This window comes from Nocardioides sp. AN3 (assembly GCF_054653495.1).
In genome coordinates, this window is sequence record NZ_BAAIGC010000006.1 from 182,417 (window position 1) to 197,172 (window position 14,756).

Below are 14,756 nucleotides of genomic sequence, written 5' to 3' on the forward strand. Positions count from 1 at the left end.
CGGTGGAGAACCAGCCGGCTCGGTGCCCCGTGTGGAGAGGATCCGGCGCGTCAGCCGATGAGCCGGACGACTCCTTGGCCCAACGTCGGGGAGTAGTTCACGCTGTCATGCTGGACGTCGGGACTCAACGCGTCCTTGTTGAAGACGAACACGGTGAGGGTCTTGACGGAGTTCCCGTTGGTCTTGACGCCGTTGTCCGACGTGGCCGACGTTGTCTGCGTCTCGTCCGTGATGAAGGCGGGCACGAACTCCTTGATCGGCTGGAAGTTCTTCTGGGCGCGGTCGTTGGCGTAGACCACGGGCAGCCACACGAAGCGAGGCGAGTTCACGACGCTCTGGTCCAGCATGTCCGTCGTCACGCCGCTGAGCTGGGAGATGTCGGTCAGCGTATAGCCCGGCATGAGGAAGCACGACAGGACGTCGTTGTTGATGGTCGTCCCGTCGACGGTCGCGTTGGAACGCGCCGCACCGTGGGGACACGTCGTCGCTCCGTTGGCGACCTGGAGTCGTCCCGTCAGGGAGTAGTGGCTGTTGCCGAACAGTCCGTCGTAGGTGGCGGGACCGTCGTTGCCGGTGTCGCCGATGATGCAGTTGCGGCCGTCCTGGGACACCGTGTCGAGGACTCCGCCCGCGATCGCGCCGTGCTGGGTGTCCCCGCAGTCCTTGTTGGGGTCAGGCGGGCAGGTGTTGCCGGTCGTCTGGCAGTAGGTCTGGATGGAGTGGTCGAGACCGGTCGCGATGTTGCGAGCGAAGGCCTCCTGGTTGCTCGAGTCCTTCCGGGGACTGTCGAGCTGGCCGAAGTTGCCGCGGTCCTGGCCGACGCACCCGACGGGGACACTCGACGGACTGGTCGTCGCCGTGGCGGTCGCGGTCGCCGTTGCCGTGGCGGACGACGAGGTCGGTGTCGGCGCCGCCGTTGCCGTCACGGTGATCGTCAGCGACGTCGACGACACGGTCGGCGTGCCGTTGGCCCCGTTCGAGCTGCTCTTCGGCTGGATGTAGGCATACACGTGCCAGACGCCTGCAGTGGCGGTCAGCTCGGTGCTGACCGTGAAGTCCGGCACGTTGAGCGGGTTCGTGATGACCTGCTTGTCCTGCGCGGCGTAGTCGATGTAGCGCGAGTAGTCGGGCGAGTAGATGCGGATCGTCGCGCGGTCGGTCTTCGAGGTGTCGATGCCGCTGATGGTCAGACCATGGACGGTGATCGACCCACCCTGCGTCACCGTGTAGTTGGACCCGGACAGGGTGTGGGTGCCCACCGCGTCCGGCGGCGCCGTTGCGGTCGCGGTCGCCGTCGCGGTCGCAGTGGCCGTCGCGGTGGACGTGCTCGCCGTCGCTGTCGGGGTCGGCGTGGGCGTTGGCGTGGGCGTCGACGTGGCCTGGGCGCCGTTCGCGGTGTCCGCCTGCGCCGACCCGTAGCCACATCCCTGCGGCAGCCAGAACGGCAAGGTGTCCTGCATGGGCGGCGTGACGGACTCCAGCCTCACCGTCGCCGACTGCTGCACCGTGGTGCTGTGGAAGCCCATGATCCCGGCGAGGCCGAAGGTCACCGTCGCCGGTGGCGCCAGCACGCGCATCGCAGGACACGAGATGACGGTCGGATCACAGGTCGTGGTCCCGTCGGACGTCAGGAACGTGATCTCGCCGTTGGCCGTGCTGTGGTCGAGCAGTTGAGCGGCCGACACGGCTGTCGCCGAATCCCCCACCACCTTGTTCTCCGCCTGGTTCATCGAGTTCGCCACAGCGGTGGCCACCGTCGTCTCGTCGGCCAGCGACGCCGCCGGGAGCTTGATGCCGGCGGCCATCGCGCTGATGTCGACCTGCTTCTGCACCGACCGCTTGCGCGCCCAGGCGTTGCCGAGATCCACCCCGAGAGCCGCGACACAGAAGAGCACGATGCTGAGGAACGCGACCATCACGGCAACGGCGCCGCGCTCCTTCTTGCTGAGCCCGCCCCAGCGGGTCCCACGTGGACGTGCGAACACAGGACGGCCTTTCCTCACCAGGTCTTCGAGCACGTCAGCGACGTGAGGGGGGTCGACGGGTCGTTCTCGACGCGCGCGGTCGCCGAGGACGAGACCACACCGTTGCGGATGAACGGCACGAACGGGAAGTTGAAGTCGTAGCTCTTGAACGTCACCGAGACGGTGACACTGTCGTTGACCTTGACCTCGGTGGCGGTGGCATGGGTGCCGATCTGCTGATAGGTGGCACTGGCCGACTGGATCTTGTTGGTCCCGACGAAGTTGTCGACGCTCGACTTCATGGTGTCGGTGAAGTTCGTGCAGGTCGGCACGATCGCGGCTCGCCGAGCGGCGTCACGCGCGATGTCGGCGCCGCCCTGCATGGCCCAGAAGTAGATGCCGTACTGGATCAGTCCGAACACGATGATCAGGAGCGGCACCAGGACGAGAGCGAACTCGACCGCCGCCGCACCTCGCTCGGTACGCCGCACCACGAATCGCCTCTCCCCCATCACGTTGCCGAGAGTAGGACCCCGGGGAGCACTGGACACCCCTGACGAGGATTCCTGCCCTGTTTGCGGTGTCCCCGACGACACAAATGCTCCGACCGGACTACGCCAACCGGGACCTTTTGACCGATGTCCGCGTCATCGGAGGGTCTTTGCGGGTGAATCCGGGACGGATCGCGGACCGGCCGGGGGCGCATGCGGCCGGCCGGTCCTGGGTCGCACTGGTCCTACCGGCACTAGTCCGGACGGGCTATGCCTCCCTAGCTCGAAGGGAGCAACTCCGCGCCAATCGCCCACAAAGCCGGGTCCTTGGCCCCTACGTTGTCGACGCAGACGGACGAACCTTTCGCCGAGGAGGTGACTGATCGATGCGTAGCACTGCTGCCACGGGGCGACGCGGCGCGGTCATCATCGAGACCACGCTCCTCGCTCCGCTCCTGCTCCTCATCCTGTTCGGCATCGTCCAGATGGCCATGATCATGAAGGACCGCGCGGCGCTCTCCAGCCTCGTGCGCATCGGGGGCGACAGCGCCTCGTCGGCCCCGGTCGACCGCGCCGCCACCCCGCAGAGGGTGGCGCGACACTGCACCGCGACGCGCTGCTCGACCGAGGGGGCGCCTGCCGTGGCCAACGTGGTCGCGGCGACCATCGAGCACGCCGACGCGGCGCTGTCCAAGAACGCCATCGACGAGCTGTGGATCTACAAGGCGAACGCCCAGGGCTACCCCGGGTCGGCCGAGAGCTCCGGCTTCGACACCTGCGACAACGCCTGCGTGGTGTATCACTGGGACGCCCAGCACCACACATTCGACTACGTGAGCGGCACCTGGGGCGACGACGACGCGCTGTCGTGCGCAGACGGGAAGGGCTCCGTCGGGATCTACCTCAAGGCGACCCACTCCCTCTCGGCCGGTCTCTTCTCCCAGGGCGTGCCGATCAGCGACCACGCGGTCTTCAGCACCGCCGAGCTCGGCACCGCCTGCCACTGACCTCAGCAGGCCGCCCCACTCACTTGGGCGGGTCGATCTCGGCAGGCTGGAGCTCCTCGACGTTGACGTCCTTGAAGGTCAGCACCTTCACGTTCTTGGCGAACCGCGCCGGGCGGTACATGTCCCAGACCCAGCAGTCGCTCATCGAGACCTCGAAGAAGACGTCCCCACCCTCGCTGCGGGCCTTCACGTCCACCTGGTTGCACAGGTAGAAGCGCCGGTCGGTCTCGACGACGTACTTGAAGATGCCGACGACGTCGCGATACTCGCGATACAGCGTCAGCTCCATCTCGGTCTCGTACTTCTCGAGGTCCTCCGCGCTCATGCACTCTCCTCATCAGATCGGGCCTCCATCGGTACGACGACGGGCAGCTCAGACTCTAGACCGCTGACCACGCCGGGCAGGCTCCAGGACCTGCGGTGGTGGACGGTTGGCCCGAACTGTGCCAGAGCCTCGATGTGGGCCGGCGCTGAGTAGCCCTTGTTCTCCCCCCAGCAGTAGGCCGGATGCTCGGCGTCGAGCTCGACCATCAGGGCATCGCGGGCCGTCTTCGCCAGGATGCTCGCCGCCGCCACGGCCGCGCAGGTCAGGTCCGCCTTGATGCGGGTCAGGACCGGCGGGATCTCCAGCGGCGCGCACTCGGGAGCGCCGAAGAGAGCCTCCTGCTCCGGCGGCGTCAGGTAGTCGTGGTTGCCGTCGAGCAGCACCTGGTCGGGGCGGAGCGTCAGCTGCCCCAGGGCCCGGTGCCCGGCGAGACGGAGGGCCGCGATGATGCCGAACTCGTCGATCTCCGCCGGACTCGCGTGTCCCACGGCCCAGCAGCCGGCCCAGCGCTGGATCCTCGGGACCAGCCGACGGCGAGCCTCCGGGGTCAGCAGCTTGCTGTCACGCACTCCCTGGGGCGCCGTACGCGTCGACTCCGAGATGACGACGACCCCGATCGTGACCGGGCCCGACAGCGCTCCGCGGCCCACCTCGTCGCAGGCGGCGAGGTAGCGCACTCCCCCGCGCAGCAGGGTCCGCTCGAAACGCAGGGTCGGGGCGGCCGTCATCGCGACGGCACCTCGTCGAAGCTGGCGGGTCGATGCTCGAGACGCAGCTTGCTGGCCGGCCAGACGACGGCGGCCACCTTGCCGACGACGTCGGACTCCGGCACCCACGGCGAGTCGGAGCAGTCGGTCTCCGCCCGGGTGCACAGGTGGTAGGAGGAGTCGGCCGAGTGGGCCCGGTTGTCGCCCATGACGAACAGCATGCCCTTCGGGACGGTCGTCGTCCTCCAGCGGATCCCGGGCATCGGGCCGTAGCAGACGCCCGCGGTGCCGGCGGCGCAGCCGTGGTCAGCGGGGCGTGCGTACGCCGCCTCGTCCACCGGCTTCCCGTTGACGAGCAGCCGGCCCTTGCCGTCGCAGCACGCCACGACGTCGCCCGGCACACCGATCACCCGCTTCACCAGGTGCCCGCCGGACGGGTAGAGCCCCACCTTCGTGAGCGCCTGCGTGAGCGGGTTGCTCACGGTTGCCGCATCCTCCGGCCCGAGCCAGCCGCCGGGGTCCTTGAAGACCACGACGTCACCGCGCTTCGGGGATCCACCGAGCCAGTACGACGGCTTCTCAACGAGGATCCGGTCGTTCTTGACCAGGCCGGGCTCCATCGACTCCGACGGGATGTAGAAGGCCTGGACGAAGAGCGCCTTGATGAGCATCGCCAGCACCAGCGCGGCCACGAGCAGGAGCAGCGTCTCCTGCCAGACCGGCATGTCGCGTCTGCTCCGGCGATGATCGCTGGGACGGCGAGAAGCAGAGGACCGCGATCCCCCCTCCGCCTCGACGGTGGTGAGATCGCGGTCCTCGTAGGTCACGCGCAGAGTCTAAGGAGACTCCGCCGAAGATCGAGCCAGGAGGCGCTCAGGCCTCGCGGCGCTCCTTGATTTTCGCCTTCTTGCCGCGCAGGTTGCGCAAGTAGTAGAGCTTCGCCCGGCGGACGTCACCGCGGGTGACGACCTCGAGGGTCTCGAAGATCGGGGAGTGCAGCGGGAAGGTGCGCTCGACGCCGACGCCGAAGGAGACCTTGCGGACGGTGAAGGTGCGGCCGACGCCCGAGCCGTGGACGCGGATCACGACACCCTGGAAGACCTGGATGCGGGACCGGTTGCCCTCGACGACCTTGACGTGGACCTTGACGGTGTCGCCGGCACGGAAGTCGGGGACGTCGTCACGCTTGATGTTGTTGCCGAGCTCGGCAAGCACGTTGGTCATGATCTCTCCTCGCAGATGCCACAGGTCAGCCGCGGTGTGGGAAGGTGCTCTTCAGATGTGTTTCGCGGTCTCGACGTGCTGGCCGGCGGCGTGCGGTTCCCCCTGTGGCAGGAGCCCGACGCAGACCCTCCGCGTGGTGGTGTCCGGAGCAGTCCTTCGGCCGACGAGACCAAGTGACGAGTCTGCCACAGCCGCGGGGTCAGCCTGAAATTCTCCTCTTGGTCATGATGACGGCCAGCGGGGGCGCCTCGAGGTCGGGCCGCAGCCGGAACCCGGCCTTCCTGTAGATGCGCTGGTTGCGGGCCGCCATGGCGCCGGTGAACAGGAAGAACGACGTCGCCTCGATCGGCGCGACGGCCTGGATGTGCTCGAGCAGCACACGACCCAGCCCTCTGCCCTGCAGGTCGGGCGCCACCATCAGCCGGCCGATGTCCCAGACCCGCTCGCCGCCGGGGCCGTCGTCGAGCCGGCCGCGGACCGAGGCGACGAGCCGGCCGGCCGAGCGGACGACGTACGTCTGCCAGCGGTCCAGCTCGGCGACGACCGTCGCGAGATCCTCCTGCAGCGCGGGGATCTCGAAGGACTGCGCGTCAACCGCCTCCGCCAGCCAGCAGGCGCGCTGCAACGTGAGGATCTCCCCCGCGTCGCCGCGCGTGGCCGGCACGACCTCCCACTCGGTGGCCGCCGCACTGGCATGCAGCAGGTCTGGTCGCCGCTGCGCCGTGCGCCGCAGCCGCTGCTCGTGGCGCCAGGCGGCGATCCGGGCGTGGTCGCCCGAGAGGAGCACAGGAGGGACGTCGCGCCCGTTCCAGGAGGCGGGCTTGGTGTAGACCGGATACTCGAGGAGCCCCACCCCCTCGCCCGAGTGCGACTCCTCGACGAGGGAGGCGGCGTTGCCCATGAACCCCGGCAGCAGCCGCACGACAGCCTCGGTGATGGCGAGCGCGGCGACCTCTCCGCCGTTGAGCACGTAGTCGCCGATGCTGATCTCGCGCACCTCGGCGAGGGTCCTGGCGTGGTCGAGCACGCGCTGGTCGATGCCCTCGTAGCGCCCGCACGCGAACACGATCCGCTCGCCGGTGGCGAGCTCTGCTGCCAGCGACTGGGTGAACGGCTCGCCGCTCGGCGTCGTGAAGACCACGGTCGTGCCCTGGTCGACCTTCAGGTCCGCGAACGCCTCGGCGAACGGCTCGGGCTTCATCACCATGCCGGCGCCGCCGCCGTACGGCGTGTCGTCCACCGTCCGGTGACGGTCGTGCGCCCAGTCCCGGAGATCGTGGACCCCGACGTCGAGCAAGCCGCTCTCGATGGCCTTGCCCGGGAGGCTCAGCGACAGCGGCTCGAAGTAGTCCGGGAAGATCGTGAGGTAGTCCAGCCTCACGCGTCCTCCTCGGGCAGCGGCCTGACCAGTCCGGGGCGGTCGGCGATGACGACCTTCCGCTCGGCCAGGTCGACGACCGGGACGAGCGCCTTCACGAACGGCACGAGCGCCTCGCGACCGTCGACGGTGCGAAGCGTGAGCAGGTCCTGGGCGCCGCCGTGGACGAGGCCGCTGACCTCGCCCAGGCGCACGCCGTCGGTGTCGTACGCCGCCAGGCCCACCAGCTGGTGGTCGTAGAACTCGTCGGGATCCTCCGGGGAGGCGTCCGCGGGGATGTCGGTGTAGAGCAGCACGCCGCGCGCAGACTCGGCGGCGTCGCGGCCGGCCAGCTCGGTGAAGACCAGGTGCAGGACGCCCTGGTGCCAGCGGCTGGCCTCGACCGTCAGCGTGCGCTCAGCGAACGCGGAGCCCTTCGGCGGCACTGCGCGCAACCGGGCGCCGTCGACGAACCGGCGCTCCGGCTCGTCGGTGCGGACGTCGATCGTGACGTGCCCGCGGATGCCGTGCGGCTTGCCGATGCGACCGACCAGGACCTCGATGGACTCCACGGCGGTCATTCTTCCCGACGGGCTCGGGACTTCCGCCTCTCGGGCGCCCGGGGACGTCGGCCTAGGTTGGCGACGAGGGAATGGAGGAGGCTGTCATGGACATCGATGACCCTGTTCGGGAGCTGACGCTAGAGGAGTGCTGGGACTTCCTGAGGTCCGAGGAGCTGGGCCGACTCGCCTACCGCCTCCTCGACGAGGTGCACATCGTGCCGATCAACTATGCGGTCGACGGGACGACGCTGCTGTTCCGCACCAACGGCGGGAACAAGCTGTTCAGCATCGAGCTGGGCGCGCCGGTCGCCTTCGAGGTGGACCGGGTGCTCGGCGAGACGGCCTGCAGCGTGGTGGTCCGCGGCCGCGCCCGGCGGCTGGACGAGCCTGAGGAGTATCGCGCCGACCAGGTGCCACTGCATCCGTGGGTCGACACGCCGAAGTACTACGTCGTCGAGATCGCAGCCGACGAGGTCACCGGTCGCGAGCTCGCCCTGCACCGGCCCTGGCGGCAGCTGCGCACGCGGGCCTGACAACTCGCGCGCTCGCGAGGGCGTCGGCTGCTCAGCGACGCTTCCGGGCCAGCTGGCGGGCCTTCTTGCTGAGACCCCGGGCGGTCTCCCGCTCGCGCTCGTGCAGCACTCCGAGCGTGAAGCCGCTCTCGCTGGGACCGAGAGCGCCGGCGAGGCGGCGGAGCGTCTCCTGGGCGACGATCGCGTCCTGGTAGTCGCCGAGGAGCACTTGGACCAACTTGTGCCGCTTGCGCTGCTTCTTGCCCCGGCCGAGAGGAGCGAGCACCTCGCCGGCGTACCGCGCGCGCTTGGCGGCCTTCCGAGCAGGATGCAGGTCGGCGCCGGCGCCGTGGGAGGCGGTGGCCAGGCGCCGGTCGGCCTTCGTCGCCGCCTTGCGCGCTCGCTTGCGCAGCGCACGAGCACCGACGTCGGCGACCGGAGGTCGGTGTCGCCACCGGCCGAGCATGTGACGCAGGTCGGCACAGCGCTCCGAGGCCACCGCCCGTGCGATCTCCCCCTCCGCCTCGACCTGCTCGGCCCGCAGTGCCTCCTCGAGGCGAGCGGGCACCGGGCCGATCACGTCCTCGGCGGGCAGTGCGTCGAGGACGGCGGCGAACCGTTCGCGCTGGACGTGCCGATCCCGTGCCTCGCCGAGAAGCGCCGCGAACCACCGCAGCTCCTCGTCGGCCCTCGCCAGCTCGGCGGGCTCGAGCGAGAGGAGGGGCTCGAAGACCCGCAGTGTGCTGCGCAGCCTTCGGATCGCGACCCTCGTCTGGTGGACGGCCTGGGGGTCGGGAAGCCTGCCGCCCTCGTCGAAGACCGCCTCGACCTGTGCGCGCACGTACGCCGCAAGCGGATCCGGATCGCCACTCGCCATCGCCTACGGCCTCCTGTCCCCGGGAGCCCCACGGTAGCGACAAAGACGCCGAACGGGCGTCACCCGTGACAGGTGACGCCCGCTGAAGGCGATGCTCGACGCGCTGGGCTCAGCGACGCTTGTCGACGTCGACGAAGTCGATGCGCGCGCCGTTCTTGCCCGCCAGGGCGCCGACGACAGTGCGGAACGCCGATGCCGTGCGGCCGCCGCGACCGATCACCTTGCCGAGGTCGTCGGGGTGCACCCGGACCTCGAGGATCGACCCGCGGCGCAGCTGCTTGTCGCGCACCACGACGTCGTCGGGGTGGTCGACCACCCCGCGAACGAGGTGCTCGAGCGCCTCGGCGAGCATGATCAGGCCTCGGTGGTGGACTCGGCGGCCGGAGCCTCGGCCTCGGCAGCCGGAGCCTCGTCCGACTTCTTCTCGGCCTTCTTCGACGCCTTGGTCACGGCCTCGGACGTCGGGGCGGAGTGAGCCTCGGCGAGAGCCTTGTTGAAGAGCTCGAGCTTGTCCGGCTTCGGCGCGGCGACCTTGAGGGTGCCCTCGGTGCCCGGGAGGCCCTTGAACTTCTGCCAGTCGCCGGTCACCTTGAGGATCGCCTCAACGGACTCGGTCGGCTGGGCGCCGACGCCGAGCCAGTACTGAGCGCGGTCGGAGACCACCGAGATGAAGGACGGGTCCTCCTTCGGGTGGTACTTCCCGATCTCCTCGAGCACTCGACCATCGCGCTTCTTGCGGGAGTCGACGACGACGATGCGGTACTGCGGCACCCGGATCTTGCCCAGGCGCTTCAAGCGGATCTTGACGGCCACGTCTGTGGTGTTCCTTCGGAATTCGTGTGTGGGTGAGGGTCGTGCGACAGGTGGGGAACACCGACGCCCGCTCCTCGGCGGACACTGCAACGGCCGGTGAGAGGGTCCGTCCGTGCAGGACTCGACCGGCAAGTCTGCCAGAGGTGACCCCGCGGGTCGAAATCCGACGGACACCCGCACGCGCGCGCGGTCGGTTCGCTCCCTCCCCCCGACTCGTGCTCGGTGTATCAGCGAGGGCTGGACGTGCCTCCTCCTGAGAGGTCTCGGGGCCGATCGTCTCACCAGCTCGGAGGACGCCATGCCCGCCACGTCGCGCCGACGTACCGCACGCGTCCTCACGACTCATGCCCTCTCGGCGCTGGCGATGTCGCTGCCATGGCCGTTGCTGCTCGTGATGGTCGCCCACGCCAGCCACAGCGCAGCGGTGCTGGGCTTCGCCGCGGCGGGGCGACTCGCGCCCTACGTCGTCCTGTCGTGGTGGGTCGGCCGCCTGGCCGACCGCCACTCCCGCGACCGGATCGTGCGCATGACGCTGGTCGGACGCGTGGTGCTGCTCGCATCAGTCGGAGGCGCGATCGCGACCGAGCACGCCTCCCTCGCCGTCCTGCTGGCCTCTCTCACGGTGGCGGCTGGCACGCCGGCCTACCCGGCGCTGGCGGCCGGCATGCCGGGGCTGGCGGGCGACGATCGCGACCGGGCGACCGAGCTCCTGGTCACCGTCGAGGTCGCGGCGTTCGTCGTGGGCCCGGCGCTAGGCGGCATGCTGCTCCTCGTGCCGGAGGCGGTCGGCCCCGTCGCGGTCATCCTGACCCTGGTGGCGCTCGGCTGCTACGCCGGTGTGCGCCAGCCACGTCCGATGCCGAGCGCGACGCCCGTCAGGATCTCCGCGGGCTTGGCGGCGGGCTCGGCGGCGGGCTCGACCGCGGAGGGCGCAGGGGCCCGCCCGGACGACCGGCTTGCGCACGGCTCCGGCCCGTTGCGGACCGCTCTGGTGGCGATGATGCTCGTCAACGCCGTCGGATCCGGGGCCGGGGTGGTGCTCCTGCCGTTGGCCCAGGAGCGGTGGTCGGGGACGGGGGGCGGTGCGACGTACGGGCTGGCCACGGCCCTGCTCGGATTCGGCGCCCTGGGCGCACCGCTGCTGGGCGCTCCGCTGAGGGGTGGGCGGCTGCGGGGCGGGCGCGGTCGCCGTACCCGTCCGCCTCTCGGACCGGGACTGGTGCTCGTGGGCGTGGCGCTCGCCGCCGTGGCGGCCTCACCCGGCGCCGGATGGGCGGCGGTGCCGCTGCTGCTGATCGGCGCAGCCGCCGTGCAGGTCGAGGCCGCCGCCACCGAGACGATCCAGCGCGAGGCCGGTGACGACCGCAGCGCTGGCGTCCTCGGCCTCGCGGACACGCTGATGGTCTCCGCCGGCCTGGTCGGCGCCGTGGCCGCGCCCGTGGGGGCCCAGGCCCTGGGCGCGGTGAGGGTGCTCGCGATCCTGGGCGCGGTGTGCCTGGTGCCGGTCGTCGTCGGCGCGCTGCGCCGGCGGGTTGGAGGCGAGACGGCGTACGCCTACCCGACCACGGTCCCCCGCAGCACCACCGCAGCGGGCCGGGCCAGCACGGTGAGGTCGGCCAACGGGTCGGCCTCGTAGACGACGAAGTCGGCCTCGCTGCCCTCGGCGAGGTCAGGGGTGAAGCCCAGCCACTCGCGGGCGCGCCACGACGCTGCTCCGAGGGCCACGTCCGCCGGCAGGCCGATCCGGTGCATCGCGACGACCTCCTCGTGGAGCACGCCGTGGCGCTGGCCACCGGCGCCGTCGGAGCCTGCGAAGAGGCGTACGCCGGCCTCGTAGGCGCTCATGAGCGTCTCGCGGCGGTGGTCGTAGAGGCCGTTCATCGTCGTCGCGTAGTTCGGGAACTTGTCCCCGGCGGCAGCCGCCAGGCCCGGGAAGATCTCGGTCTGGACGACCGTCGGCACCAGCGCCGTGCCGCGCTCGGCCATGGCGCCGACCAGCTCCGGAGTGAGGCCCGTGCCGTGCTCGATGCAGTCGATCCCGGCCTCGATGAGGCCGGGGAGGACGTCGCGACCGAAGCAGTGCGCGGTCACCTTCGCGCCCGCCTCGTTCGCGACCTTGACGGCCTCTGCGAAGTCGTCGGCGGAGAAGGACGGCATGAGGTCGCCTGCCTCGCGGTCGATCCAGTCGCCGACGAGCTTGACCCAGCCGTCACCGCGACCGGCTTGCTCGGCGACCGCGGTGGCGAGGTCGGTCGGCTCCACCTCGTTGGCGTAGTTGCGCATGTAGCGACGGGTGCGTGCCACATGTCGGCCTGCCCTGAGGAGCCGGGGCAGGTCGGCACGCTCCTGGATCCAGCGCGTGTCGGCCGGCGAGCCGCAGTCGCGGATCAGCAGCGCGCCGCCGTCGCGGTCGGCGACCGCCTGCTCCTCGGTCTGCTCCTTGCTCACCTCGCCGTCCGGCCCGAGGCCGAGGTGGCAGTGGGCGTCGACGAGGCCGGGCACGATCCAGCCCGACGCGACCGTCTCGGCGCCGGCCTGCGGCTCGTAGGTGATCCGGTCGCCGACGACATACAGGTCGCGTACGTCGCCGCCGGGCAGGACCGGGCCGTGGAACCTCATCGGGGACCGGGGAGCCGTCATGCGGGGCAGGGTACCGCCGGGCCGTCAGAGGTGCTCGAGCAGCCAGGTCGGGCTGAGCGTCGTCGCGAACCCGGACACGTTCGCCTGCAGTGCTCGGTCGGCCGTCACCACCGCGACCGTGTGGCCGCGGTCGGCTGCCGCTCGCGCCTCGGCGACGATGGCGGAGTCGCCGTCACGGGCGGCGTGGACGGTCCTGACATGGGCATCACGCCCGGCCTTCGCACCCGCCTTCGCCTGCCCCTCCAGCACGAGGACGACGACGTCGAAGTCGACGTCGGCCACGAGGAGCGCCTCGTGCAGTCGTCGGGCCGCCCCGGCGCGGTCCTTCCACCAGCCGTCGGGGCGGGCGCCGACGACATTGGCGGCATCGACGACCAGGACCCGGGACACGTCGCAGACCCTAGCCGCGGGTCTCTCCTCCGGTGACGACGGGGCCGCTCGCCGCGGGGCCGGTAGTTCGGGACGTTCCCCACGGTCTACTCGTCAGTAATAGTCGGAAACGTCCCGAACTACCCCCGACCGGACGGCTCAACAACCCCGTTGGGTTCCGCGTGGGACGTCGACGCAGTCGCGGCGCCGCGGAAGTGGTCTCAATCGGCCGATCTCCGCGCCGCCAACTCGCCCGTTCAGACCAGTTCCGACCACCTCGCCGACCACCTCGCCGACCACCGCGCGGCCCGCGGGGCCGGGACTCACTTGAGGTACTTGGAGAAGTCCTTCGGCAGGTTCAGCTGCGCGGCAGCGGCCTCGTAGTCGATCTCCTCGCCACCGGGGTTGCCGAACGGGTTCGCGGCGGCTGGCTTCTTCTCGATCTCGGCCTTGGCCTCCGCGGCGGCCTTCGCGGGGTTGCCGGAGCGGCGGGCGCCCTTGCCCTTCTTCTGCTTGGCCTGCTGCTTGGCACCGGCGCGCTTGCCGAACGCCATCCCCGGAGCGCCGGGCATCCCGGGCATGCCGCCACCCGAGGCCAGCTGGCGCATCATCCGCGCCGCCTCGCCGAACCGGTCGATGAGCTGGTTGACGTCCGAGACGGTCCGTCCGGCACCCTTCGCGATGCGGAAGCGCCGCGAGCCGTCGATGATCTTCGGGTTGGTGCGCTCCCCCGGCGTCATCGACTGGATGATCGCCTGGATCCGGTCGATCTCGCGCTCGTCGAAGTTGGCCAGCTGCTCGCGGAACTGGCCCATGCCGGGCAGCATCCCCATCAGCTTCGACATCGACCCGAGCTTGCGCAGCTGTTGCATCTGCTGGAGGAAGTCATCGAGGGTGAAGTCGCCGGTCGCGACCTTCTCCGCCGCCTTCGCGGCCTGCTCGGCGTCGAACGCCTTCTCGGCCTGCTCGATGAGGGTGAGCACGTCGCCCATGTCGAGGATCCGGCCGGCCATCCGGTCGGGGTGGAACAGGTCGAAGTCGGTCATCTTCTCGCCGTTCGAGGCGAAGATGACCGGCTTGCCGGTCAGGCTGACGATGGACAGCGCGGCGCCACCGCGGGCGTCGCCGTCGAGCTTGGTGAGGACCACGCCGTCATACCCGACGCCGTCGAGGAACGCCTGCGCGGTCGTGACCGCGTCCTGGCCGATCATCGCGTCGACGACGAAGAGGACCTCGTCGGGCTCGATCGCGTCGCGGATGTCGGCGGCCTGCTTCATCATCTCGGCGTCGATGCCGAGACGGCCCGCGGTGTCGACGATGACCACGTCGTGGAGGGTCCGCTTGGCCTCCTCGACGGAGGCACGCGCGACGGCGACCGGGTCACCACCGTGTTCGACTCCCTGGGCGTTGCCGGGCTCCGGCGCGAACACGGGCACGCCGACCCGCTCGCCGTTCACCTGCAGCTGGTTGACGGCGTTGGGACGCTGGAGGTCGCAGGCGACGAGGAGCGGCGACTTCCCCTGGCCCTTGAGCCAGAGCGCGAGCTTGGCCGCCAGCGTCGTCTTGCCGGAGCCCTGGAGACCCGCGAGCATGATGACGGTCGGACCGGCCTTCGCATAGCGCAATCGCCGGGTCTCGCCACCGAGGATGGCGACGAGCTCCTCGTTGACGATCTTGACGACCTGCTGGGCCGGGTTGAGCGCCTGGGAGACCTCCTCGCCGCGCGCCCGCTCCTTGACCGTGGCGACGAACTCGCGCACGACCGGCAGCGCGACGTCGGCCTCCAGCAGCGCGATGCGGATCTCGCGGGCGGTGGCGTCGATGTCAGCCTCGGAGAGCCGACCCTTCCCTCGCAGGTTCTTGAAGGTGTCGGCGAGCCGGTCGGAGAGCGTGGCGAACAAGATCTG

Annotated in this window: 17 protein-coding genes and 1 pseudogene; 3 read left to right on the forward strand and 15 right to left on the reverse strand. The window is 70.4% G+C overall.

Translation table 11 applies throughout. The features are described from left to right. Positions 1-50: 50 nt before the first annotated feature. Together ACYQ1K_RS09680 and ACYQ1K_RS09685 are read right to left on the reverse strand one after the other, a co-directional pair. Positions 51-1,985, reverse strand: a complete 1,935-nt coding sequence (locus ACYQ1K_RS09680) for a hypothetical protein (protein WP_459982645.1) — start codon at positions 1,983-1,985, stop codon at positions 51-53. A 14-nt stretch (positions 1,986-1,999) separates the two neighbouring features. Then, positions 2,000-2,476 (reverse strand): TadE family protein, encoded by a 477-nt coding sequence (locus ACYQ1K_RS09685; protein ID WP_459982767.1) that lies wholly within the window; start codon positions 2,474-2,476, stop codon positions 2,000-2,002. Positions 2,477-2,841: 365 nt separating this feature from the next. On the opposite strand from ACYQ1K_RS09685, the gene ACYQ1K_RS09690 reads away from it, so the two are divergent. Then, on the forward strand, positions 2,842-3,462 hold the full coding sequence (locus tag ACYQ1K_RS09690) for a TadE/TadG family type IV pilus assembly protein (protein WP_459982647.1): 621 nt from the start codon (positions 2,842-2,844) through the stop codon (positions 3,460-3,462). A 19-nt stretch (positions 3,463-3,481) separates the two neighbouring features. On the opposite strand, the gene ACYQ1K_RS09695 is transcribed toward ACYQ1K_RS09690, so the two are convergent. The 7 genes and pseudogenes from ACYQ1K_RS09695 to rimM all read right to left on the reverse strand — a co-directional run bounded on the left by ACYQ1K_RS09695 (position 3,482) and on the right by rimM (position 7,647). Next, a complete protein-coding gene (locus tag ACYQ1K_RS09695; protein WP_459982648.1) occupies positions 3,482-3,787 on the reverse strand; it encodes a DUF2469 domain-containing protein in 306 nt (101 codons plus the stop codon). Then, complete coding sequence (gene rnhB / locus ACYQ1K_RS09700) at positions 3,784-4,515, reverse strand: ribonuclease HII (protein ID WP_459982649.1); 732 nt, start codon at positions 4,513-4,515, stop codon at positions 3,784-3,786. The genes ACYQ1K_RS09695 and rnhB overlap by 4 nt, the downstream gene beginning before the upstream one ends. Next, positions 4,512-5,321, reverse strand: coding sequence for a signal peptidase I (lepB, locus tag ACYQ1K_RS09705; protein ID WP_459982651.1), 810 nt, complete (start codon positions 5,319-5,321; stop codon positions 4,512-4,514). The genes rnhB and lepB overlap by 4 nt, the downstream gene beginning before the upstream one ends. Positions 5,322-5,367: 46 nt before the next feature. Then, on the reverse strand, positions 5,368-5,718 hold the full coding sequence (rplS, locus tag ACYQ1K_RS09710) for a 50S ribosomal protein L19 (RefSeq protein ID WP_459982652.1): 351 nt from the start codon (positions 5,716-5,718) through the stop codon (positions 5,368-5,370). A gap of 199 nt (positions 5,719-5,917) precedes the next feature. Next, on the reverse strand, positions 5,918-6,382 hold the full coding sequence (locus ACYQ1K_RS09715) for a GNAT family N-acetyltransferase (RefSeq protein ID WP_459982769.1): 465 nt from the start codon (positions 6,380-6,382) through the stop codon (positions 5,918-5,920). Between the two features lie 9 nt (positions 6,383-6,391). After that, positions 6,392-7,099 (reverse strand): annotated as a pseudogene (trmD, locus tag ACYQ1K_RS09720) (tRNA (guanosine(37)-N1)-methyltransferase TrmD); the annotation flags it as partial. After that, positions 7,096-7,647, reverse strand: a complete 552-nt coding sequence (gene rimM, locus ACYQ1K_RS09725; protein WP_459982653.1) for a ribosome maturation factor RimM — start codon at positions 7,645-7,647, stop codon at positions 7,096-7,098. The pseudogene trmD and the gene rimM, both read right to left, overlap by 4 nt. A gap of 95 nt (positions 7,648-7,742) precedes the next feature. On the opposite strand from rimM, the gene ACYQ1K_RS09730 reads away from it, so the two are divergent. Beyond that, on the forward strand, positions 7,743-8,171 hold the full coding sequence (locus tag ACYQ1K_RS09730; RefSeq protein WP_459982654.1) for a pyridoxamine 5'-phosphate oxidase family protein: 429 nt from the start codon (positions 7,743-7,745) through the stop codon (positions 8,169-8,171). 31 nt (positions 8,172-8,202) lie between these two features. Here the strand turns inward: ACYQ1K_RS09730 and ACYQ1K_RS09735 are convergent, their stop codons facing one another. The 3 genes from ACYQ1K_RS09735 to rpsP all read right to left on the reverse strand — a co-directional run bounded on the left by ACYQ1K_RS09735 (position 8,203) and on the right by rpsP (position 9,840). Further along, complete coding sequence (locus ACYQ1K_RS09735; RefSeq protein WP_459982656.1) at positions 8,203-9,027, reverse strand: CHAD domain-containing protein; 825 nt, start codon at positions 9,025-9,027, stop codon at positions 8,203-8,205. 109 nt (positions 9,028-9,136) lie between these two features. Then, the gene (locus ACYQ1K_RS09740) at positions 9,137-9,379 is read right to left on the reverse strand and encodes an RNA-binding protein (RefSeq protein ID WP_459982658.1); all 243 of its coding nucleotides are present in this window, start codon (positions 9,377-9,379) and stop codon (positions 9,137-9,139) included. 2 nt (positions 9,380-9,381) lie between these two features. Further along, positions 9,382-9,840: a 30S ribosomal protein S16 gene (gene rpsP / locus ACYQ1K_RS09745; RefSeq protein WP_459982659.1), complete on the reverse strand. Its 459-nt coding sequence runs from the start codon at positions 9,838-9,840 to the stop codon at positions 9,382-9,384. Between the two features lie 298 nt (positions 9,841-10,138). Here rpsP and ACYQ1K_RS09750 point away from each other — a divergent pair, with 298 nt between their 5' ends. Continuing rightward, the gene (locus ACYQ1K_RS09750; protein ID WP_459982661.1) at positions 10,139-11,476 is read left to right on the forward strand and encodes an MFS transporter; all 1,338 of its coding nucleotides are present in this window, start codon (positions 10,139-10,141) and stop codon (positions 11,474-11,476) included. On the opposite strand, the gene ACYQ1K_RS09755 is transcribed toward ACYQ1K_RS09750, so the two are convergent. The 3 genes from ACYQ1K_RS09755 to ffh form a co-directional block, all read right to left on the reverse strand. After that, the gene (locus ACYQ1K_RS09755) at positions 11,395-12,480 is read right to left on the reverse strand and encodes an amidohydrolase family protein (RefSeq protein WP_459982662.1); all 1,086 of its coding nucleotides are present in this window, start codon (positions 12,478-12,480) and stop codon (positions 11,395-11,397) included. The two genes, ACYQ1K_RS09750 and ACYQ1K_RS09755, sit on opposite strands and share 82 nt — an antisense overlap. A 24-nt stretch (positions 12,481-12,504) precedes the next feature. After that, entirely contained in the window at positions 12,505-12,870 is a 366-nt protein-coding gene (locus tag ACYQ1K_RS09760) for a hypothetical protein (RefSeq protein ID WP_459982663.1), read from the reverse strand. A gap of 302 nt (positions 12,871-13,172) precedes the next feature. Then, positions 13,173-14,750, reverse strand: a complete 1,578-nt coding sequence (gene ffh, locus ACYQ1K_RS09765) for a signal recognition particle protein (RefSeq protein ID WP_459982664.1) — start codon at positions 14,748-14,750, stop codon at positions 13,173-13,175. Positions 14,751-14,756: the final 6 nt, after the last annotated feature.